General features: G+C 49.1%; 17 protein-coding genes and 1 rRNA gene. 11 read left to right on the forward strand and 7 right to left on the reverse strand.

Going from position 1 to position 22,374, the window contains the following annotated elements; translation table 11 throughout:
• A 23S ribosomal RNA gene (locus QW520_07690) occupies window positions 1–1,097 on the forward strand; the annotation flags it as partial.
• A gap of 704 nt (window positions 1,098–1,801) precedes the next feature.
• On the opposite strand, the gene QW520_07695 is transcribed toward QW520_07690, so the two are convergent.
• Both QW520_07695 and QW520_07700 read right to left on the reverse strand, forming a co-directional pair.
• Window positions 1,802–2,896 (reverse strand): DUF763 domain-containing protein, encoded by a 1,095-nt coding sequence (locus QW520_07695; protein ID MEM0449684.1) that lies wholly within the window; start codon window positions 2,894–2,896, stop codon window positions 1,802–1,804.
• A gap of 69 nt (window positions 2,897–2,965) precedes the next feature.
• Entirely contained in the window at window positions 2,966–3,364 is a 399-nt protein-coding gene (locus QW520_07700; GenBank protein MEM0449685.1) for a DUF61 family protein, read from the reverse strand.
• 165 nt (window positions 3,365–3,529) lie between these two features.
• Here QW520_07700 and nifB point away from each other — a divergent pair, with 165 nt between their 5' ends.
• From nifB to QW520_07735, 7 genes are all read left to right on the forward strand, one after another.
• Window positions 3,530–4,813, forward strand: a complete 1,284-nt coding sequence (gene nifB, locus QW520_07705; protein ID MEM0449686.1) for a nitrogenase cofactor biosynthesis protein NifB — start codon at window positions 3,530–3,532, stop codon at window positions 4,811–4,813.
• A gap of 4 nt (window positions 4,814–4,817) precedes the next feature.
• Window positions 4,818–6,416, forward strand: coding sequence for an acetolactate synthase large subunit (locus QW520_07710; GenBank protein MEM0449687.1), 1,599 nt, complete (start codon window positions 4,818–4,820; stop codon window positions 6,414–6,416).
• A 96-nt stretch (window positions 6,417–6,512) separates the two neighbouring features.
• Window positions 6,513–9,206, forward strand: a complete 2,694-nt coding sequence (alaS, locus tag QW520_07715; protein ID MEM0449688.1) for an alanine--tRNA ligase — start codon at window positions 6,513–6,515, stop codon at window positions 9,204–9,206.
• A 168-nt stretch (window positions 9,207–9,374) separates the two neighbouring features.
• Window positions 9,375–10,118 (forward strand): 30S ribosomal protein S13, encoded by a 744-nt coding sequence (locus tag QW520_07720; GenBank protein ID MEM0449689.1) that lies wholly within the window; start codon window positions 9,375–9,377, stop codon window positions 10,116–10,118.
• 8 nt (window positions 10,119–10,126) lie between these two features.
• On the forward strand, window positions 10,127–10,840 hold the full coding sequence (locus QW520_07725; protein MEM0449690.1) for a 30S ribosomal protein S4: 714 nt from the start codon (window positions 10,127–10,129) through the stop codon (window positions 10,838–10,840).
• 2 nt (window positions 10,841–10,842) lie between these two features.
• Entirely contained in the window at window positions 10,843–11,226 is a 384-nt protein-coding gene (locus QW520_07730; protein ID MEM0449691.1) for a 30S ribosomal protein S11, read from the forward strand.
• An 11-nt stretch (window positions 11,227–11,237) separates the two neighbouring features.
• Window positions 11,238–12,086 carry a DNA-directed RNA polymerase subunit D gene (locus QW520_07735; protein MEM0449692.1) on the forward strand — a complete coding sequence of 283 codons (849 nt, stop codon included), beginning with the start codon at window positions 11,238–11,240 and terminating at the stop codon, window positions 12,084–12,086.
• Between the two features lie 56 nt (window positions 12,087–12,142).
• On the opposite strand, the gene tfrB is transcribed toward QW520_07735, so the two are convergent.
• The 4 genes from tfrB to QW520_07755 all read right to left on the reverse strand — a co-directional run bounded on the left by tfrB (window position 12,143) and on the right by QW520_07755 (window position 20,016).
• Window positions 12,143–13,768, reverse strand: coding sequence for a fumarate reductase (CoM/CoB) subunit TfrB (gene tfrB / locus QW520_07740; protein ID MEM0449693.1), 1,626 nt, complete (start codon window positions 13,766–13,768; stop codon window positions 12,143–12,145).
• A complete protein-coding gene (locus QW520_07745; protein MEM0449694.1) occupies window positions 13,768–15,453 on the reverse strand; it encodes an FAD-binding protein in 1,686 nt (561 codons plus the stop codon). Before QW520_07745 ends, tfrB begins: the two co-directional genes overlap by 1 nt.
• A gap of 210 nt (window positions 15,454–15,663) precedes the next feature.
• Window positions 15,664–18,966 carry a DNA polymerase II large subunit gene (locus tag QW520_07750; protein ID MEM0449695.1) on the reverse strand — a complete coding sequence of 1,101 codons (3,303 nt, stop codon included), beginning with the start codon at window positions 18,964–18,966 and terminating at the stop codon, window positions 15,664–15,666.
• Window positions 18,967–18,990: 24 nt separating this feature from the next.
• Window positions 18,991–20,016, reverse strand: coding sequence for a GTPase (locus QW520_07755; GenBank protein MEM0449696.1), 1,026 nt, complete (start codon window positions 20,014–20,016; stop codon window positions 18,991–18,993).
• A 34-nt stretch (window positions 20,017–20,050) separates the two neighbouring features.
• Here QW520_07755 and QW520_07760 point away from each other — a divergent pair, with 34 nt between their 5' ends.
• Complete coding sequence (locus QW520_07760; GenBank protein ID MEM0449697.1) at window positions 20,051–20,767, forward strand: NUDIX hydrolase; 717 nt, start codon at window positions 20,051–20,053, stop codon at window positions 20,765–20,767.
• Window positions 20,768–20,793: 26 nt separating this feature from the next.
• Window positions 20,794–21,246, forward strand: coding sequence for an Lrp/AsnC family transcriptional regulator (locus QW520_07765; GenBank protein ID MEM0449698.1), 453 nt, complete (start codon window positions 20,794–20,796; stop codon window positions 21,244–21,246).
• Here QW520_07765 and QW520_07770 read toward each other — a convergent pair.
• Window positions 21,243–21,845 (reverse strand): MEDS domain-containing protein, encoded by a 603-nt coding sequence (locus tag QW520_07770; protein ID MEM0449699.1) that lies wholly within the window; start codon window positions 21,843–21,845, stop codon window positions 21,243–21,245. The genes QW520_07765 and QW520_07770 overlap by 4 nt on opposite strands.
• A gap of 132 nt (window positions 21,846–21,977) precedes the next feature.
• Here QW520_07770 and QW520_07775 point away from each other — a divergent pair.
• Window positions 21,978–22,374, forward strand: a 397-nt coding sequence (locus QW520_07775) for an SLC13 family permease (GenBank protein MEM0449700.1), incomplete at its 3' end; no start/stop codon positions are given.

The raw sequence follows: 22,374 nt of genomic DNA on the forward strand, positions 1-22,374 counted from the left end.
CGACTGTTTAATAAAAACACAGGTCACAGCAAGTCCGAAAGGATGTGTATTGTGGCTGAAGCCTGCCCAGTGACGGTATCTGAATCTCGGGTACAACCGAACGAAGGACCGTTAAACGGCGGGGGTAACTATGACCCTCTTAAGGTAGCGTAATACCTTGTCGCTTAATTGGCGACTTGCATGAAGGCCCAACGAGAGCTCTACTGTCCCCGCCTGGAAGCCGGTGAAACCGATAGTACTGGCGCAGAATCCAGTACCTTCCACCTGAAAGCGAAGACCCCATGGAGCTTTACTGCAGCCTGTTGTTGTGGTATGAGCCCGGATGTGTAGGGTAGGCGGGAGACGCTACCCAGGATCTGCCGCTAGGTAGACTCCGAGTCAACGATGAAACACCGCCCTTCTGGGTTCGTATCACTAACTTCGCGAGAAGGACACCGATAGGTGGGCAGTTTGGGTGGGGCGCCACGCGCTCAATAAGTAAACAAGCGCGCCCAATGGTTAGCTCAGGCAGGTCAGAAATCTGCCGGTGAGTGTAAAGGCAAAAGCTAGCTTGACGCCGTTCCGGACAACAAGGGACGGCGATACGAAAGTAGGGCTTAGCGAACCATTTAGCCTTCTATGTGGGGGCAAATGATGACAGAAAAGTTACCCTGGGGATAACTGAGTCGTCGCCAGCAAGAGTTCATATCGACCTGGCGGCTTGCTACTTCGCTGTCGGCTCTCCCTATCCTGGCGGTGCAGCAGCTGCCAAGGGTGGGGTTGTTCGCCCATTAAAAGGGATCGTGAGCTGGGTTTAGACCGTCGTGAGACAGGTTTGTTGCTTTTTGGTGGAAGTGTCTAGATGCCTGACGAGAAGGACCCTTTAGTACGAGAGGAACGGGGGTCCCCAGCCTCTAGTTGATCAATTGTCCGGTAGGGCATTGTTGAGCAGCCACGCTGGAGTGGATAAGAGCTGAAAGCATCTAAGCTCGAAGCCACCTTGAAAAAGAGGCATCGCAACGCTCGTAAATGACGAGTTTGATAGGACCGGGGTGTAAGCATCGAGGTTCGCCGAGGTGTTCAGCCTGTCGGTTACTAAAGTTGCACTTGCCGCCGCGTCGGCTTCGCAATTCCGGTTACGCCTACAAGAGGCTTAACCGTCATACAGATTGCGTGTGTTCCTTTCCTTCCAACAAAATTATCTTGAATATCAATTCTTATTAAATTCAGATAATTTGAACAAATGAGATTCTGACCTATTTTATCAAGGTAATGGTAAGGCTATTGCCCAATTATGAAAGGCTGAGCTTTTCGCCAGTTGGGTAATAGCTTACTTCGTTCCAATGGTTTATTGCTAATAGTGGATTTATCTACGTCTCAAGCGATTATTCGATAAAGCCAATCTTTGAGGATTTAAATCTCAAGATTTTGACCTAAAAATACCATATCACAACTAATTGTGGTAAGATAGCTTTATTTTTATTTTTGTATTGGCAGGTTATGCTTTTATTTTATTTTAGGAGTCTTTTTAATTCATCTTAGCAAAAAAAAAGATTAAAGATATTATATTCTTTATATTTTTACTTCATAATTTTATTCTGCAACTAAAATAACTAATTTAGTGCTCAAAATCTAGTTCATCTTTCTTGAAACATTTTTGAGACATGGCTACGGTACTTTACATAAAAAATCATTAGTTCAGAGATATTTTATATGATGGAACTGCGAGCAGATTTTCACTTCTGTTAATGACCGTCATGACACAAAAAAAAGATAAAAGCGAGAGATGCGACCAGGAGCTAATGATTTCCATAATCACGCATTAATTGTCTGGCGGAATAACATTTTTCAATCTCTTTATAGCATCTAATTTCTCGCTGGATGAGATATGACTCTCTTCAATGCCTGACTTAATTAATTCCAGTGAGAGATCCATAGCCAACTTATCCACGGGATATGGCACTCCATCTTTCCCTCCGAAGGCAAAAGAAAATTTTACCGGGTCCTTCCAGCTAGCCCCGGTACCATAAATCAGCTGAGAAATCAACGCCAACGCCCGGACAGTGGAAGGCCCTACACCAGTGAGTGATATTAGCTCCTCATAATTCCTAGGCTGGAAATCATAAGCCCGTTTAAGAGCCGTCCAGTTTAAATTCTTAGGCATATAGAGTTTTATTGGCTTTTCACCCGCCCACTCTAGAAGCGTGCTCTGTTCCTTATTAACCAATATCACTTGACGTTCTAGCTTTCGCAGGTCCTCTTTAACCAAATCAACGGAGCAGGAGCGGGTGGTTTCACTCTCTTTCGCAGTCATATCCAGAACGTATCCCATGCGCTTTCCTATCACTGCGCTGTGAGGCTCCACCACGAAGTTCTCCAGCTTTTCGGAGCTCCACTGATAACGTCGAGCAAAACCAGAAGCCTCGTTCATGCCCTGCTGTATGACTGACCAATTCCCCTGCATGTCAAAGATCATAAAATGGTGATATAGCCTGTGACCGTCTTGAAGAACCGACGAATCGACTTTGGCGCTCATTCGACTGCAATATTTCAGCCTTCGTTCCTTCTCGGGACTGAGGCCATGGGCAACGGCAAAGCGAGAAATCTCTTCGGGTACTTGCCTGGAAATGAGGCCCTTACCTCCCGCCACCCCGATATCTGGATGGGAACGTAAAGCCGATTTTATGGCTCCGCATGTAACAGTGGTGGTTCCAGATGAGTGCCAATCAAAACCTAACACACAAGATAATGCCTGGAACCAAAATGGATCAGCCATCCTTTTTACCAACTCGGCAGCTCCATATTCTTTTATGATAACTTCAGATATACCAGCACTTAATTTCACCATACGGTTGAACAACCATGCAGGAGCCTCGCCTCCATGCAAAGGCAATTCGGTTATTCCTATGCGAGGCATACCTTATCACTTCACATTGATTTACAACATTGACTTACAAATGTGTTACCATGGGCTGATTGAAAATGGCTAAGGCATGAACATCACGGTGGTACTGGTAGGTAATTTTTTCCTCAACTCTTGTAAATGGGGATAGTAGAAAATTATTAAATCTTCTGTATCTGGCTCACGGTCTAAGACTCTGGCAATGACTTTTACCTCTATTTTCCCTGTTACTTTCCAAGCGTTTCTATCTTCACCAGCTTCGGTCATTACTAAGATAGGTAGCCGTAATTTGCCTCTCTCCTCAAGAGGAATTATAGTAGTCAGGTATTCGAGTTCTTTCCTATCTATAATATAGCGATTACCATCCTTTCCGCAATAATAGGTCTCCTTTTCTTTTAACAATTCCTCCAACGAACGCTTTTGCACAGGTAGATGCATATTCATACTGGAGACGAATTTCTGGAAAGTGCGATCATCGAACACGATTAGCATATTCTCGCTTAACCATACAATATTGTTTCGTCTACACACTTTGAGAAACATCCTTGAGAAAAAGGAACAAACCGCCTTTGAGAAGTTAAATTACATCTCTATTTAATTATAAGATGAGTAAATGGCTCCATTAGATATCGAGCGGAGGAATGAAATTTGGATGATGAGGCCGTGCCAAGTGAACTGAGGAGACTTTTAGATACCCATCCTTGTTACAATGAAAAAGCATGTAAGAAATTCGCTCGAATGCACCTTCCTGTCGCTCCAGCATGCAATGTCCAATGCAATTATTGCAATCGTAAGTATGATTGTTCTAATGAATCGAGACCAGGTGTGACCAGCGAAGTACTGACTCCAGAGGAGGCGGTGGAGAAGGTGCGTTATGTCAGGCAAAAAATTCCTTATCTCAGTGTAATTGGAATAGCCGGTCCTGGTGATCCGCTAGCTAATGAGAGTACATTTAGAACTCTGGAGTTAGTTAGTAAAGCTTTTCCGGATATGACTTTGTGCCTTAGCACGAATGGACTCAACCTCGCAAACAATGTTGATCGTTTGAAAGCATTAGGTGTAAAATTCGTTACCATTACAATCAACGCCGTAGATCCAGAGATTGCTGCAAAAATGTACCAATTCGTGATTTGGGAAGGTAAGGTATTACGTGGCTTAGAAGCTGGAAAGAGGATGGTTGAAAACCAGCTTCTAGGATTAAGAAAAGCAGTCGAAGCAGGAATGCTGGTCAAGGTGAATACTGTGATGGTCCCGGGAGTCAACTCGCACCATATACCTGAAGTGGCAAAGAAGGTAAAAAAGCTGGGAGCTTATATCGTGAATATCCTCCCCCTCATACCCGTTCCTGGTACTCCCTTCGCAGAGATTCGCCCGCCCACTCCCCGGGAGCGCAAAGAGCTTCAGGACATCTGTGAGCCAAAAATCAAGCAGATGCGTCACTGTAGGCAATGTAGAGCGGATGCCATTGGACTCCTGGATGAGGACCGCTCTGCAGAGTTCGCCCATATCACCTGTGGAGAGGAGAAGGCTCCCTTAGCAGAGCCTGCCGTACTGGAAATCGAAGGGAAAGCAAAACACAGAATAGCTGTGGCGAGCAGCGATGGCCGCTTTGTGGATTTAGGTTTCGGGATGGCAGAAAAGTTTTATGTCTTCAGTGTGGAAGAAGGGAACGTCGTTCATCTAGGAGAGTTGCAGATAGATGCAAAATTAGATGAGCCTGTCTTCGGCAAAACTCATCGAGCCAAACTCGAGGGTGCGACCTTGGCTCTAAAAGGACATGATGCTGTGGTGGCAAATGAGTTTAGTCCCAAGGCTGTCCAACTGCTTAAAGCCCAAGGAATCGCTGCTTATACATCTAAAGATGAGGTGGAGAAGGCTGTAAGGGAAGCCTCAGAGAACCTGTACAAGAAAAGAGTGGAGATTTTCGAGTGAGAACATGCGCGCCTCCGACCTTTTGATCAGATGCCTTGAAGCAGAAGGCGTGGAGAGAATCTTCGGTATACCAGGAGAAGAGACGTTGGAAGTGATGGATTCTATAAAAGATTCCAATATCGATTTCATTCTAACAAGAAGTGAAGCCTCTGCAGCCTTAATGGCAGCAGCATGTGGTCGATTGAGCGGCAATGCGCAGGTATGCCTTTCCACACTAGGTCCAGGAGCGACAAATCTAATTACAGGGGTGGCAGAGGCTTACCTTTCCTACATCCCATTGATAGCTCTGACTGGTCAGGTCTCGACTGAGCAGGCTATCCCCCCGCGCAAGCAATACCTTGATCTGGTACAGCTTTTCAGACCGGTTACGAAGGAGAGCATTAGCGTTAGATCAGCCGCGCGCCTACCACAGATCATGAGCCGAGCCTTCCAAATAGCGTTATCGGAAAAGCCAGGGCCGGTGATGGTGGAGCTTCCCGAGGACCAAATGAGATGTCAAGTAGATGGTAAACCAATCAGACGGAGGGTAACGCGACCTTCAGTATGCGAGCCTGAATCTTTAGCCCAAGCAAGAGAGATCATTTCACAGGCAAAGAAGCCTTTGATACTTGCGGGCCCAGGCACGATTCGTTCTCTGGCCTCAGAGGAGCTAAGGCGCTTTAGTCGTGCCTGGAATATTCCAGTCGCCCATACCTGGCATGGCGCAGGCATAATGCCATTTGACGATCCCTTATCCCTTAACACCGTTGGACTGAGAAATATGGATCTCATTAACCCTCTATTCGGAGAAATGGATACGGTGATCTTGTTAGGTTATGATGTATCCGAGTTCCAGCCTAACTTTTGGAATTTCGGCGTGGAAAAGAGAGTGATATTCATTGGTAGCCAACCTCTGGAGGCTGCACATAATCTGGAGCTTGAGCTTCAATTAGTAGGTAATGTGAAACATGCTCTTATGGAGCTCTCTAAAAATGCATGTGCAAAGCGTAGTTGGACGGTTGAGTATCGTGCAAAATTGGATTCCTGTTTTTCTGAGATATTAAAGGATGAGCAGGGTGCGGTAAAGCCTCAGCTAGCCGTGAGAGCCATCAGGAATGCTCTAGGACGAGAAGATATTTGTGCCAGTGATGTAGGGGCTCATATGATTTGGCTCGCGCGTATATATCCCGTTTACAGAGAGAATACGCTCCTTCTGAGCAACGGCCTCATCCCCATGGGGATAGGTGTTCCCACAGCAATGGGGGCTAAATTAACGTGCCCGGAAAGAAAGGTCGTTGCCGTCTGCGGTGATGGGGGATTCATGATGACCATGGGTGAGCTAGAGACGGCCCAGAGGCTAAATCTTAGCTTCGTCACCATTATCTTCAATGACTCGGGATTGGGACTGATTCGTCAAAAGCAAGAGAGGCGCTTTGGTCATCATTATGGCACGGATTTTGGAAGCCCTGACTGGGTGCGATTGGCGGAATCCTTCGGAGTCAAGGGTTATCGAGCTGAAAGCGCTAAAGAACTTGAAGAAATCCTGACCTCATGTCTTGGAAGAGAAGAGTTAGCGGTGATAGAAGTGCCCATAGACTACCGGGAGAACAAGCTTCTTATGTGACCGGCCTGTCTGATGGATATTTCTTGCGTGAAAAATTCATCCAGATATTTCTCCATCAGGAAAGGTTAAAATAAGGATGCTTTCATTTGCGCCCCTATGAACGGACCGGACCCCAAGGAGTTCGAGCTCAGGTTCTTCTTGGAGAATGACTTCCAGCGGAGAAAGTGCCAGCGCTGCGGGAGGCACTTTTGGACCCTGGGGCCATGGGAGACCTGCGGAGAACCTCCTTGTGAGGAATACACTTTTATTGGGAACTCGCCTTGCAAGAAGGCTCTAAATTTACATGACATGAGAGAGGAGTATCTCTCCTTTTTCGAGTCTGAGGGACATAAGCGGGTCAAACGCTATCCTATAGTGGCCAGGTGGCGAGATGATGTCTTTTTCACCCAGGCATCCATCTACGATTTTCAGCCCTGGGTGCTGAATGAAGTAATTGAACCTCCGGGAAACCCTCTCACTATTTCCCAGACTTGCGTGCGATTCAACGATATCGATAATGTGGGGAAGACGGGTAGGCATTTCACCTTTTTCGAGATGGCTGCCCACCACGTATTCAATAAAAAAGGCAAAGAGATCTACTTCAAAGATGGTACGGTATCGCTTTGCCATAAATTCTTCACACAACGACTGGGAGTGGATCCCAAGCGAATACGTTACATAGAGGAGTGGTGGGAGGGGGGTGGGAATGCTGGCCCCTGCGTTGAGGTGATCATCGACGGTGTGGAAGTGGCAACACTAGTATTTATGATGTATAAAACGGCGCCAGAGGGCATGCAGCCGATGAGCATGACAGTAGTAGATACCGGCTACGGATTAGAAAGAATGACTTGGGTTTCACAAGGCACTCCGTCCGCATACGAGGCTGTCTTTGGGCCTGTAGTGGAGCGCCTTAAGAAGATGGCAAAGGTGCAAATGAATAGAAGGGTTTTAGAAGAATATTCTAAAGTAGCTGGAATGACCAATGCCAAAACCGCTGCTGACGTTCGCCGCATACGTGAACAAACCGCAGAGCGCCTGGGCGTCTCCTTCAATGAGCTGATGAGCCTAGTATCGCCCTTAGAGGATATCTACGTCATATGCGATCACTCTCGTGCTCTAGCCATCCTTCTGAACGATGGCGTGGTGCCGTCCAATGTGCGAGAAGGATATTTTGCGCGCATGTTGGTGCGCCGAGCCTTGCGCTGCATACGATCCCTCGGAATAGATGTCCACTTGGCTGATATAGTGGCCATGCAGGTGGATTACTTCCAACCAGTCATACCTGAGCTTTCCGAGAATCGCGATGATATTTTGAAGATAGTCCAGGTAGAAGAGGACCGATATTATGAGACTCTTGCTCGCGGTAAGCTGCTGGTGGACAGGTTTTCGAAGGGGATTAAGAAGGGGGAACGAATCACTACTGAGAAGCTAATCGAACTTTATGATTCTCATGGGCTTAATCCCGAACTGGTTAAGGAATTTGCCTCCGTTCCTGTCGACATTCCTGATGATTTTTATAAGCAAGTCGCAGCTAGGCATGAAAGGCCAGAAACAGAGGAAGAAGTGAAGGAAGAATACCCTGAAGGCCTACCGTCCACGCGACCATTGTATTATGAGGATGTGGATTTGCTGGAATTCCATGGGAAGGTGCTGGACGTGATAAAAGGAGGGATCCTTTTAGACCAGACAGCTTTCTACCCTGAGGGAGGAGGTCAGGAATGGGATTTAGGGACGCTTGACGGCTATAGGGTGAAGAAGGTGATCAAGGTGAACTCTTCGATCCTGCATTTCATCGATGGCCCTCTTCCTTCCCCCGGTCATGTCATGCTAGGCAAGGTCGACAGGGAGAGAAGGCACCGCTTGATGCGTCATCATACATCTGCACATATCATAAATGGTTGCGCGAGAAAGATGCTGGGAAATCATGTATGGCAGGCTGGTGCTCATAAATCAGAGACTGAAGGGCGTCTCGATATCACTCATTATGAGAATTTAAGCGTGGAGCAGCGGGATGCCCTGGAAAAAGAAGTTAATAGGGTCATTCTTGAAGATCTCAAGGTCCACATTCAATTCATGCCGAGGGATGAGGCCGAGGCTAAACATGGATACCGCCTTTATCAAGGCGGTGCAGTTCCTGGAAAGATCATCCGCGTGGTCGAGATAGAAGGCTTAGACGCCGAGGCTTGTGGGGGTCTTCATGCCAAAACCACCTCTTTCGTAGGCCCGATACGCATCCGTCGCACCAAAAGAATTCAGGACGGCATTGTCCGCATTGAATACTCCTCAGGCATGGCGGCAGTGGAGGAGATGCAAAGGGATAAGAACGTAGTGGAGACTCTTTCAGAATTGCTGAATTCTCCCGCGGATAAATTGATTGAGGTGGCGCAAAGGTTGCAAGGCGAGCTGAAAGAGACGGCTAAAAAAGTAGAGCATATAATGGCCCAACATAATGAAGCGGTGGCTCAAGCACTGTTGGAGAAGGCCGAAGACTTAGGCGATTGTAAGGTGGTGGTGCATACATTGCATGAAGGTGAGGACGCGGAGATGCTTTCTAAAGCGCTCACCTCACGCTCAGGCATCCTGGCTATCATAGGCGTGGCGGATAAGAACGCTAAAGTATTAGTTTCACGTTCAGCAAACTTGAGCTTGGACTGCCGCAATATACTAAAAGAAATAATGATGCTGATCGGAGGAGGAGGCGGGGGGAAGCCAGAATTCGCCCAAGGAGGCGGTGGAGACCCTGCCAAACTCGCTGACGCGCTTAAAAAGGCTCCCGAAATGGTACAGAAAGCCTTAGGCGTAAAACACTAGCCGTGGACCCTTATCGCGAGGATAGGGCGAGGCCTATTGAGCCTTGGCTATAGCCAGATAAGTAAGGCCAGCAGATTTGATAAAGGGAAATGCTTAAATAAGGACTCGTTTTTAGGGACTCTGCTCTGCGAGAGCACTGACTATCTATCCATAATTGGAGGAACTATCTTGGCCGAGGAAGGCGCGACAAGGAAGGACGAAACCAAGAAGGGCGACCACCCTAAAGAGGAGAAGAAGGAGTCCAAGAAAGGTGTGGAGCACAAGGGTGAAAATAAGGAGCAGAAGGAGGATAAAGCTAAGAAAAGTGCTGCCCCTCGTGCCGAGCCCAAGAAGGTCGAGTCCAAGAAGGATGAGAATTTCAAATACATCGTTCGATTGGTAAACACGGACGTGGATGGCAATAAGCCCATTATTATCGGTCTTCAAAGCGTAAAGGGGGTCGGGCCACGCGTCGCTGATATCATCGTGAATCGTGCTGGTGTCGAGAGAACGATGAAGATTGGAGAATTGGATGATGCGAAGGTCGAGCAATTGGAGAAGCTGATCCTTTCCTTTGGAGAATATGTGCCAAGTTGGGCTGTGAATCGGCAGATGGACTTTGAGACCGGGGAAGACGTGCATCTTGTGGGCGTTGATCTTGATGTCAGGATTAAGGACGACATCAACATGATGAAGATGATTCGATGCTATAAGGGAGTGCGGCATGAAAGCGGTCAGAAGGTTAGAGGCCAGCGCACTCGATCGAATGGCAGGACAGGTCTGACGCTAGGAGTCATGAGACAAAGGCAGCAGCCGGGTGCAGCCCCATCTTCTGGAGCAGCTGCAGAAAAGAAAGAAGAGAAGCCTGCAGCCAAACCAGCAGCGAAGCCCGCGGCGGCCAAGGCTGCAGCTCCATCAGCAGCTAAGAAGTAGGTGTTCACATGGGAGACCCTAAATTCCCTCGACGGACTTACGATACCCCATCTCATCCCTGGCAAGGGGAGAGGATAAAAGAGGAGCACGACCTGGTGAAGGAGTTCGGGCTCAAGAATAAACGTGAGCTTTGGAAAGCTAAATCCATCCTCAGGAACTTCCGAAAGCAATCTCGTGACCTTCAAGCAAGATTGCGCACGGGTGAGGAGCAGGCCAAAGTGGAAACTCAGAATCTACTCAAGGCTTGTGCTGCCTTGGGTTTGCTTCCCCCTGAAGGGGCGACCTTGGACGATGTTTTGGGCCTGAAGACCGAGGCCTTGCTCAACAGGAGGTTGCAAACGATGGTCTATAGGAAGGGATTGGCAACTTCACCCAGGCAAGCCCGCCAGATGATCTTCCATGGACATATCGCGGTGGATGGCCGCAAAGTCACCATTCCTGGATATCTATTAGCTAGGGGTGAAGAAGAGAAGATAACCTATCTAGGCTCTAGCCCCTTCAACAACGAGATGCATCCTTTCAGAGTGGAAGCTCCAAAGGTCATGGAGGCTCGCGCCCGCCGCCTGGCTAAGGAGGCTAGACGAGCCAGGGAAGAGGAGAAGAAAGGAGCTGGACGCGGGGCAAAGTTCCCAAGAAGGGCCGAGAAAGTGGTAGAGAAGGTCAAGGAGGTCGTGGATATCATCGATTCCAAGGATCTCCCCGATGAGCCAAGGGAGGAATGAGCATGGGGAAATGGGGAATAGCTCACGTATTCGCCAGTTATAACAACATCATCATAACCCTCACTGATATCACTGGTGCAGAGACGATAACCAAGGCCACAGGCGGCATGGTAGTAAAACAAGCGAAGGATGAATCCTCTCCCTATGCGGCCATGCGAGCGGCAGAGAAGGTGGCAGAGATAGCCAAAGAAAAGGGTATAGAGGGTATACATGTCAAAGTTCGTGCTCCTGGTGGCAATAAATCAACCTCTCCTGGCCCTGGAGCTCAGGCAGCGATACGTGCTCTTGCCCGAGCGGGCTTGAAAATAGGCAGGATAGAAGATGTCACACCTGTGCCCCATGACGGCACGAAGAAAAAGGGTGGTCGCCGAGGCAGAAGAGTGTAGAGGCTGCGTAAATGGACATCAAGATATTAGAGCTCACGGACACCAAAGCGAAATTCATTCTCTCCAACGCCACGCCGGAGATAGCTAACTCTCTGAGACGTGTGCTAATCGCCGAGATCCCCAAGATGGCCATAGAGACAGTGGAGTTTCACTTAGGCCAGATCCAAGGAGGGACGGACGATGAGAACGAGGAGTATGAGTCTGTGTCCCCACTGTTCGATGAGATTATCGCCCATCGCTTGGGCCTTGTTCCCATCCCCACGGATCCGAAGTTGAATGTATTCAAGAAAGATTGCTCCTGTGGCGGTGAAGGGTGCCCACAGTGCACAATAATGTATAAGCTGGACAAGAAAGGGCCGTGCGATGTCTACTCAGGAGATCTTGAGCCTCTGGGAGATCCGAATCTGAAGGTCAAGGATGAGTTGATCCCCATCGTGAGGTTGGGGCCGCGCCAAGCCATTTTAGCCTATGCCTTTGCAGAGCTGGGTACGGGTAAGATGCATGCTAAATGGCAGGTTACTTCGGGAGTGGCATACAAATATGCTCCTAAGGTGAAGATCGATGAGAAGAAATGCGACCGTGGAGCTACTTGCGTCTCTGCGTGTCCCAGACGAGTTTTCGCTAAGGAAGGTGATGCAGTTAAAGTGGTCAATGAGGGGGCTTGCATGCTATGCTATTCCTGCATCAAGGCGTGCAAATCCAAAGCCATCAGTGTAGAGGGGGACGAGACCAAATTCGTCTTCAGCTTCGAAACGGATGGCTCCCTCAGCGCAGCCCAGACCCTTCAAATAGCCCTCGAGATATTAGAAAAGAAGTTCGATGAGTTCAGAGAGCTGGTCTCGGCCCTTGAGAGCGCCTGAGAGAGTTTGCTACCCCAATAACATGTGAATTCTCTGAGGGCAAAAAGGATCAAAGGTCAATCTATTTCGCATGTCGAAGGCATGCCATAGGCCTCGCTGAGCATCTCATAGAAATCGATTATCCTGAATTGGATTCGTTCTCCTGCTCTCTTTTTTTGATCCAAGACACGCTCGAATGACATCACACAGAAGGGACAATTAGTTATCAAGGTATCCACTCCAGCCTCCCGAGCTATCTCGATCCTGCGCAGGGCCAGCTTGTCAGCCAAGGAAGGAAAGGCTGCTCTTACCCCCCCTCCTCCGCCACAGCAATAACCTGAGCGGGGCACCTTCACCAGTTCCACACCTGGTATGCGATTCAATAGATTGATGTAGATTTCCTCCGCAAGACCGCTGGCCTTTATATGGCATGGATAATGATACATTCCTTTGATGTTAACGCTTTTAAGATGTCTGGTGTAGAATTGAATCCTATTCATTAAATACTCACCGACATCGAAAATGTTGAAACGCAGGGGTATATCGAACGTCTTAGCTAAAGAGGGGAAATCGTGACGGAAGGTAGAGTTGCATCCAGAACAACTGGTTAAAATGTCCGTTACGCCTTGGTCTGCATAGGAATTAAAGATATTGAAATTATTCTCCACGAAGGGTTTGATGCTCGACCTCTGGCCTATCCTCATGAAAGGGGAGCCGCAGCATAATGCCCTGCGGGGAATGTGTACTGCGACTCTGTTAGCCTGTAATATGTTGATTATAGCCCGAGCCACATTCTGCTTCCTGCGGTTGATGATGCAGCCGAAAAAGAGCACCACCTCTGCCTGGGCGTCTCCTTCGAACTCCTTGATATACTCTGGAAACATCTCTGTGGCCGGCTTCGAGGTTATGCACACCACGCCTCCAGTGGTTATCACGGAATTGATGAGGCGTTTGTGCTCTGCCATAGGTCCTAGACCCTGGCTCACAGCCATCTCCCTGAGCTTCTCGATGGCCCCCCTTCTTATTTGAATTTCCTTAGGACAAGCGAACTCGCATTCTTGATCCACTGGGCATTTATATAGGCCAAGCTCCAATGCATTAGCCGCCCTGCCAGAATTCCTATCCCTAGGATCTTTGGCATAACGTAGAGCGCTTACGATAGCGGCGGGACCGAGGAACGTACTCTCAACATCCAACACGTTGCAGTCAGAATAGCAAGCTCCGCATGCTATGCATCCACGCATGGTCCTGGACTCCGCTAATTCCGCAGGATCTATCAAAGTTGTCCTTTCTACTACAGCATTGCCTATGAGATATGGTTGCACCTGGCGCAATCGGTCATAAAATGGCGTCATATCCACTACGAGGTCACGTACGACCGGCAGATGACTCAATGGATCTATCACTATGAGCTCTTCAGCCAGCTTGTCTGTGATGCGCGTTCTGCAGGCTAAGCAGCTTCTCTTGTTGACCCTGACCGCGCACGACCCACAGATTGCCGAACGACACCCTTGCCTGAATGATAATGTTGGATCCAGCTCATCTTTTATATAATTCAGGGCCTCCAACAGCGTCATGCCATGAGTCAACGGAACACGGAATTCTTGATAGCGAGATTGCTCGTCTTGTGCGGGATCGAAGCGAAAGACTGACAGCCTCACCCATTTACTTCTTTCGTGACTGGAAGACTCCACCGCTGCCATCAATAAGCCCTCCTTTCTGGTGGGAATAAGGTTATGCGGACTGGCTCATAACATATTTCGACCTTGCCCTCCTTATGACGCAGAATGGTATGCTTCAGCCAATGCATATCGTCTCTTTCTGGAAAATCTGTACGGAAATGACTCCCCCTGCTCTCCTGACGATGCAAAGCGCTGACCACGGTCAGTAACGCGGCATCCAACATGAAGCCTAGCTCCACCGCCTGCAGGAGATCCGTGTTGAATGTCCGACTTTGGTCCATGATTGAGACGGAACTATACATCTCTCGCAGTCCCTCGACCTCCTGCAAGGCGCTCATCAAGCTCTCCTCACGGCGGAAAATGCCTACCTTTTCCCACATCACATTCTGAAGCTTCTTCCTCAGGGCGGGAGCTCTCTGCCCTCCTTCATAGAATAGACTCCAGATCTTCTCCTCTTCCCTGATGAATGCTTTTCTCTCCATGCTTGGCATACTGCTATTGCGCGCTATGTTGGAAGCTTGCTCACCCGCTCTCCGCCCGAAGACTAGCGATTCCGCTAATGAGTTGCCTCCTAAACGATTCGCTCCATGAACTGAGACGCAAGCGCACTCCCCGCAGGCCAGCAAACGTGGGACTGTCGTCATACCCTCGTTATTCGTACGGATGCCTCCCATGGTGAAATGCTGCGCCGGCTGGACAGGCAGCATGGATTCGCTGGCGTCCATTTCTAAAAAATCCTGGGCCAATTGGTATATTTGAGGAAGCTTCTGAAGCAACAAATCCTGACCGAGCTGGCGAAGGTCCAGCCAAACATGGTCTTTGTTCGGACCTGCTCCCCTACCCTCCTGGACCTCGGTCTGTATGGCTCGAGTGACGATGTCCCTGGGGGCAAGGTCAATCATCTTTGGCGCATATCGCCTCATGAACCTTTCTCCCTCGGAGTTTAAGAGGATTCCCCCCTCTCCTCGGGCTGCTTCAGATACCAGGATGTTCGTGCCTAGCAGCGTAGTGGGATGGAACTGAACGAACTCCATGTCACAAATCGAGGCGCCTGCCCTATAGGCCAAGGAAATTCCGTCTCCTGTGCAACTGTATGAGTTGGTGGTCCTTTGGTAAATCCTTCCGGCCCCTCCCGTGGCTAGTATCACCGCTTTTGCCTTTATCATATGCAGGCGGCCCTCTTTTAGTTCCAAAGCGAGGGCGCCTACGCACTCGCCGCTTGAGACCACCAGTGAGGTCACTAACCATTCATCGTAGACTCTGACATTGTCCTTGAGGAGTTGGGAGAACACGGTGGATAGGACCTCGTGACCAGTGGAATCTCCGGCGTAGCAAGTGCGAGGGAAGGAGCGACCCCCGAATGGTCTCTGTGCCAGCCTGCCATCTTCCATGCGGTCGAAAAGGGCACCTTTAGAATCCAGCTCAGCTATTAAAGGAGCGATGCTGCGACACAGGATTTCCACCGAATCCTGATCCGCAAGATAGTCGGCTCCCTTCACCGTATCAAGGGCATGCTTGCTCCAATCATCTTCGCAAACGTTGCCCAAAGGTGCATTGATGCCACCTTGAGCAGCTATGGAATGGCTCCGCAGTGGATGGGTTTTGGAGACTAGTGCTGTGTCGGCATGAGGAGAGGAGGCCAACGCCGCCGCTTGACCTGCAAGACCTGCTCCGATGACCAGAACATCGTGGGACAACACTTCCATACCAGCGATCTCCGATCACATCGATGTAGTGGTCGCATTCTCAGCATAAATCTCTATTGCCGCATCGTTCCTGCACTCCCGATGATTTTTTTTTTGCTTCCGATTCGCCGAACACTGTTTCCCTTAAAAACTGATATAAAGTGGATCAAAAGAGCCCGGATAATTTACTTATTCCTCTTTGCCCAAGCTTCAAATTCCATGCGAACGGGGTCACATGAAATCGGAAAGCTTGCATTTTTTGACCTTGTCGTTCTCGAAGAGCGAGTTGATGGATCTCTCTATGAGCTCAATCCGCTGCCTTGTATAAGGGGAGATGGCAAAGCGAGAGCTTATGTCCTTGGTGATCTCGAGATATTTCTTCACTGAAGATTGATGCACGGTGAGGGTAAGACTGTTCCCGCAATGGCATTTTCCCGATAGGGGGATGCGGCGATATGAGGTGTTGCACTTAGTGCACCGTAGCTTCTGGCCACTGAACGATTTCAGGTTCCCAATCATGTCTGGCAAAAGATGCTTTGTCACCACGCGATAGACTACATCGACCTCATCGACGGCGCGTATCTTTTTGGCCAGTACTAGCTGGGCCTCTAGCTTCTCCTCCATGGTTTCAAAGAGCTTATAAGCAGATTCCTTTGGCCCCTCGCTTATATCCTTGGTGTCATGAGTGAAGCCGAACCCCTCATATTGAAGTACCGAGCCTAACCGCTTAGCGACCATATCCATGAGGTCTTGCACCTCTTTAGGATGCTTGTATTCCAATGTGGCTTGATAGAATTCCAAGGGATATTCGCGCATCACATCGATGTTATGAGCTTCCTTATCCACCTCATTCGGATCCAACCGGGTGGTAAGCACGAGGGGAGCGTCCATTAAACCTCCCCTAGTCTTGGGGAGGAAGGAACGGGAGAAATTGATGAGGCCGTCCAGCAATAGTATAGCTGAGTCCTCGTCGCCATCGGCGTTGCGGCGCTTGGCCGCATGAAAGAAAGGGTGCCCATAGCCCACATTCGTATCCGTATAGCCAATGATGCGACACAGCACTCCTCCAGATGTGTGGGGGGCTAGCCCTATTGCCAGGTGGCCGATCAGGTCCTCTCTTTTCTCCGCCTTGTAAAAGGCTGGAAGACCATAGAAGCGCTCCAGCAGATCGTCTATGAATTTTGCTACCCTTACCAAGTAATCGCCGCAGGAGCGGGACGGGATGTAATCCTGTACCTTCAGCTCACAGAGCTGTTCATCTGAGATGAGTTCCTTACCCTCCGTATCCACCAGATAACCCAACTGACGTGCACGTTCTACACTTAGTCCTATCTCCTTAGGCCGGAAATGTGTGACCGGCACATCAGTCATGTCGAAACGCACCGTTCCGTCCTTGAATACGAAGATATCATACTTGGCGCGTAGGATGCCTTTCTCCATCGGCTCTGGCGTCTTACTCTTGGACATCATCCCTTGGACCCCTTTTATCTCCGGGACGCATGTCTCCCCTAGGTTGCGCATCGCTGCCTGAAGAACCGCCCCAATGTCAATCACCTGTTTGTTGGGTGAGTCGATAGGCAGGGTATGGGATCCACACTCGCATTTACACATGAAGGTGGTCCTATTGCATACCGGGCATGATCGAACTCCCACGTCAGTTTCCACTTCCTTCCCGTTCATAGCCTCACTGACCAACCTCTGCGAACCTCCGCTGAGGCCCAACGGAAAGAGGACGTGGGGGGGTGGCTTCATGCGACGCTCCTTGGCCTTCTCAGGACGAGCCATTCGCGCGCCGATGCGAGTTACAGCTCTGGGCCTGACCTTCACTCCCATGGCCCTTGAAACCGCTTCAATGGTATCATCACCTACCAATTCACGCTCAGGTGATAGCCTTCCCCGCCAAGAAATGCCGAGGCCCGATAACAAAGGAAGGGCGTAGCGATCAAGGTATAGCTCATCGCCCTTCACCCTATGCAGGGCGCCCAGGGTTTCCAAAATGCGCTTGATGCCGTAGAAATCAGTTATGACTAAGAGACCATTTTCCAAACGACCTTTTTGCAGAATATGGGAACGAAGCGCGTTTAATTCCTTAATGGTAACATCGCCCCAGAAAAGGTTATATTTGGGATGAAGAGGAACGTTATACCTGAGGGAAATATCTAGAGCTGATTGGAAATCCGGCGGGTCAGCCCAGCCTTCTGGCAGCTCACCCGCAGCCCTGCGAAGTTCGACCTTGTACCATTCTATGGTATAGCCAGCCGGCACAAGAACGTGGTTGTTCTCCATGAACTCCCCATAAGGAATGAGCACCTCTCCCAAATCCACTATTTCCTTAACCCTGGATTTCACAGTTTGGAAATCTTCGACGGTGTTGGTCTGGATCAAATCACCATTGTTAAGGAGAACGATAGGGCCTTCCAACTGATCACAGGGGGTGACTGCTCCAGCCTTGCCTGGCCTTTCGATCTTGATCTGCGTGCCGATGGCTAGGAACTCATCCACCGCATACATCGTAGCCGGGTTCAAGGCTATTGCCGCCAGGCCAGTAGTCCTACTTCTCCCGTAGCGCAGTCTTAGTCCCCCCACCTTTGAAGGGTGTCCGAGCACTGGCCTTCCAGCTATCAAATCTTTAAGGTATTTAGAATCAGGCTTTACTTTGGCTTTCTCTTCCGAAGCCTCTTTCTTCTTGAGCGAAAGATAATCTGAGATGAATTCCCAGCCATCTATATTCAGCCTACGGACATGCTTCTCCAGCTTGGGCGCTTTCTGGCATAAACCTTCTGCTATCACTAGGCAAGCTCCTCCCCGGACCCTGTTGGTCTCGATGCGCGGCAAATCACGATAGCCAGAAATCTCCACGTCCTCGGTCGCCTCGCCATCGATGCAGACTGGGCAATTCTTCACTATGAGCTCAATTTCCTGGTTGGTAGGCGTGTATTGGAGGTGCTGTGCCTGTTTATATAATGGTATCTCCTCCTTGAAGCGTTCTACCTCACCGTGAGTTGGCACATATCTACCAATACCAAGCTCTCTACGCACCACATCGCCGATAAGCACTGCCATGGCCTGCCCCGTTCCTCCTGCGGAGCGGATTGGCCCGGCGAAGGATATGGCCAAGTAGGATGTACCGTCTCCGTTTCTCCCTATCTTGACACCGGCGATGCCCTCCAGCGGCGCCACCAGAATGCCTTCGGTCAGAACAGCAAGCCCTACCCTGATAGCCCTGTCTATGGCCTCCTCTTTAGACCTTGCCGGGCGCGTGGCTATCTCCTTCGCGAGATGAAGGGAGACCTCTTCACGATCATGGTCGATGCTAAGTTCGCGTATGCGCTCTGCCACGCCCGCTACATTCCAGGAAGATAACAGCTTTTCCACGCGAGAGGCAAGGTCTTCAGCTTGAGGTATCTCCACGAAGGTCTCAGGATCCATCCCCCTCGCCCTAGCCTTCCTAGCTACGGCATAGCATCGATCCGCTTCTCTCGCCAGGAGGTCGAAATAGGATTTCATGCGCTCACTGCAAACCAATCTGGCCATTTCCTTTTTCTCCTGCCAAGACGTTCATCTAAGAGGAAGTAATCGATCCTCTTGGTTCCATTTGCTACAATCCTGCAATTTATCGATGATTATTTTCATTAGAGTGTCCACGCCCTCATTACGCAAAGCGCTGATCTTAAGTCTCTGCGAATCTGATCGCACAAGGTCTGATTTGTTCTCGACTTCTATTAATGTGATGTCGGGGAATGCCCTTTTCACCGATTCAAGTAGGGAGAGCTGTTCCTTTAAACTGTATCCTGATGTCTCGGATGGATCGATGAGGAAGACTATCACATCTGCCAAGTATTTCAAGGCTAGGACCGCCTGCTTTTCGATGGCGTTACGTGTCTCGAATTCCCGGTCTAAAAGACCTGGAGTGTCGATTACCTGGATCTTGCGATATTTATGAAAGAAATGGCCTACAGATATGCCTTGAGTGGTGAAGGGATAAGGGGCGATCTTAGGTTTTGCCGAAGAGATTCTTTCCACCAATTGACTCTTTCCCACATTGGGGTGCCCGGCCACCACCACGGTGGGTAATTCCATTTCCAATGCAGGTATCGTCTTGAGAGCTTCTCTGGACTTGGCCACAAATTCGAGGTCACTCGATATCTGATCGATTACGGAGGCAGTACGGCCGAAGTATTCCTTGCGCACTCGTTGCAGTTCCTCCACCGTACTGCATGACTTCGCACGTCTCGCATATTCCCGGCTCAAATACCTGCATCGATCCGCAGCCCAGGAAAGCGCGCTAAGCGATTTCTTCAGAGCGTCAAGACCGACCAGTATGTCAATCAGCTCCATATGGAAATCCTCGCGCCTTTCCATGCTGGGAAAGGCCTTTACGTATTTGATAAGGGTTCCATGGAGTATGTCTCCTGCGGCAGAAATGCGTGCCATGGCTGTACGCCTCTTGCTGTCCAGACCGCCTTCTCCCTTCTTTGAAATCTTCACCGAACGACCAAAGGCCTTATCCAGCAATTCCTGCTTGGTAAGGATGGTCGGAATGATCTTTTTCCGGTTCGCCACACCCTTGTAGAAGAGGCGCAAGTATAAAGCCCTGCCCTCGAATGCGAACTTAGGAATGAATTACGAAATCAGCTTGGACATCGAACTTTCCAAGAACGGCAAGCTAATTTTAAATGCGCCTAGAGCCAGGCTCCTAGAGGCTATTAAATCTCACGGTTCGTTTAGAAAGGCCATTTCAGCTTTGGGACTCGAGGAAAGCGAGGCCTTGAATACCATCGCTTCCATCCAAGAAGCTAATGGCCAGGGGTCGATATTGTGCTCTGAGGGAAAGGAGCTAGTCCTTTCATCATGTGGATTGCGTCTGCTAATGGATTACCACGGGCATCTGGCCTGGGCAAGAGAGCACCTGCAGCGAAGGTTTCGCAATCCGATATTAACCGTGGATGGGATTTTGCTCTTAAAGGAAGGGTTGGTCCTAGTGCGGCGTGGCAAAGAGCCTTTCAAAGGATGGCTTGCCCTTCCAGGAGGCATAGTGGAATATGGGGAGACGGTAGAGGAAGCGGTGAAGCGTGAAATCAGGGAAGAGACGGGCTTGGAAGTCGAACCTATCAGGCTCATAGGTGCCTACTCACGGCCAGGAAGGGACCCCCGAGGCCACTTCATTACCCTGGCATTCGAATTGCGCAGTATTTCCGGGAGCTTGAAAGCTGGTGATGATGCCCAAGATGTTGTGGTGATACCTATAGAGAAGATAGATTCCTTGGCGTTCGATCATCTTGAGATATTACATGATTTTCTGCGGAGAGCAAGAAAGCTTTCGAATGATTCATAAGGCCTGGAAGGGCTTCATGGATGTAGATGGAAAGGCTTGACCTAGATATACTAAACTTGATGATGAAGGATGCGAAGCTAACTTACGAGGAGATGTCTGAGCGCTTAGAGCGCTCGGTATCTACGATCCGAGATAGGATCAAGATGATGGAGAACCAGGGCATCATACTGGGCTATTCTGCAATAATAGATGAGAGTAGGATGGGTATCTCTATCGATGCTCTATTAGCAGCGGACTTGGACAAGCAAGAATCGGGAGAGGTAGTAGCTACCTTGCTATCCTTTGAAAACGTGAGGGAGATAATTTGCCTTACTGGAGAGAAAAGATTGCTTCTGAGGATAAAGGCCAGAGATGGCAAGGAACTTTTAAATTTCTTAGACCGAAATATTAGGCCAATGAGATTGAAAGGCCTAGAGCTCATGTTGGTGCTTGAACCGATAGTTCGTTTTCCTGGCATCAAGAATAAGGCTCCACCCTAGGCTCGAATGCCATAAATCTTCTTTTTATTTGAAAGAAACCAACAATTGCGCTCTAACACTTGATTGGAAAGGACTTTGTCATGCACCCATCTCAACCTTTCCAAATCCTCTTTGGCAAATACCCTCTTGTCATATTGACATATGAAGGTAGTTTCTATGGGTAGCCTTAAAAGATTCAATCCTGCTTCGTAACTAACGAATCGAGGGATGTCTCCCCTACGACCTGCCAGCCAAAGGGGGTCTCCCACTGCAACCATTGAGCTATAACCATCTTCTCTAGCTGATTCGGCCGCCGTGATTACATTTTGTAGCGTGATCTTTGGATCAAAGACGCCATTGGTTAGATAAGATTTCTCAGAATCGAGGATTTGCAACCTACCCTCTTTTATCGCCCTGACCAATCTCGCAGACAAATTCCCATCTCTTGAAAAAGAGGTGATGCCGTATTCGCTTTCTTTTTTAGAGGTGAAGTAGAACATCTTTGCATTCTCGGAAGCCCAATTGAAAAGTTCAAGCACTGCCTGCTCCTGCTCGGGGACGTTCTCATACATATGAAGCACATGGTCGCCCTTAATTAAACGATGGGTCCACGAGTGCATCTTTACCCCTTCGCCAATTTTTGAACGGAGCCTATAGTATTTGTTGATTTTCTTGCTAAACTTTCGACCCCTCTGTACATTTATTCTTATCGACGGCAATCCTAATATCCAACCCGAACCATGCCAACGGGCATGTCTATAGAGATGGTCTGGGCGTTGCTCATCTTCTTGCTAACCTACATTCTCATCTCTATACGCAGGTTCGGGTGGTTCAACATAGAAAGGCCCATGGTGGCCATGTTCGGTGCTGGCCTGATGATTCTTTTTGGCGTTGTAGGACCGGAGGAGGCGTTGAGGGCTATCGACCTGAACACCCTTGCCCTACTGCTTGGAATGATGATACTTGTTGCTTGCCTAGAAGTTTGCGGCTTTTTCACCTGGGTCTCGCTATGGATAATCTCCCGGTCAAGGGATCAATTTAGATTTTTAGCCTTGATTATGATCGCCACTGCGGTCCTTTCTGCTCTCATTCTTAACGACACCGTAGTTCTTCTCTTTACCCCCATCGTAATCAAGACTTGTAGATTGA

It is taken from the genome of Methanomassiliicoccales archaeon (genome assembly GCA_038740345.1).
Taxonomy (GTDB): Archaea; Thermoplasmatota; Thermoplasmata; order Methanomassiliicoccales; family UBA472; genus JAJRAN01.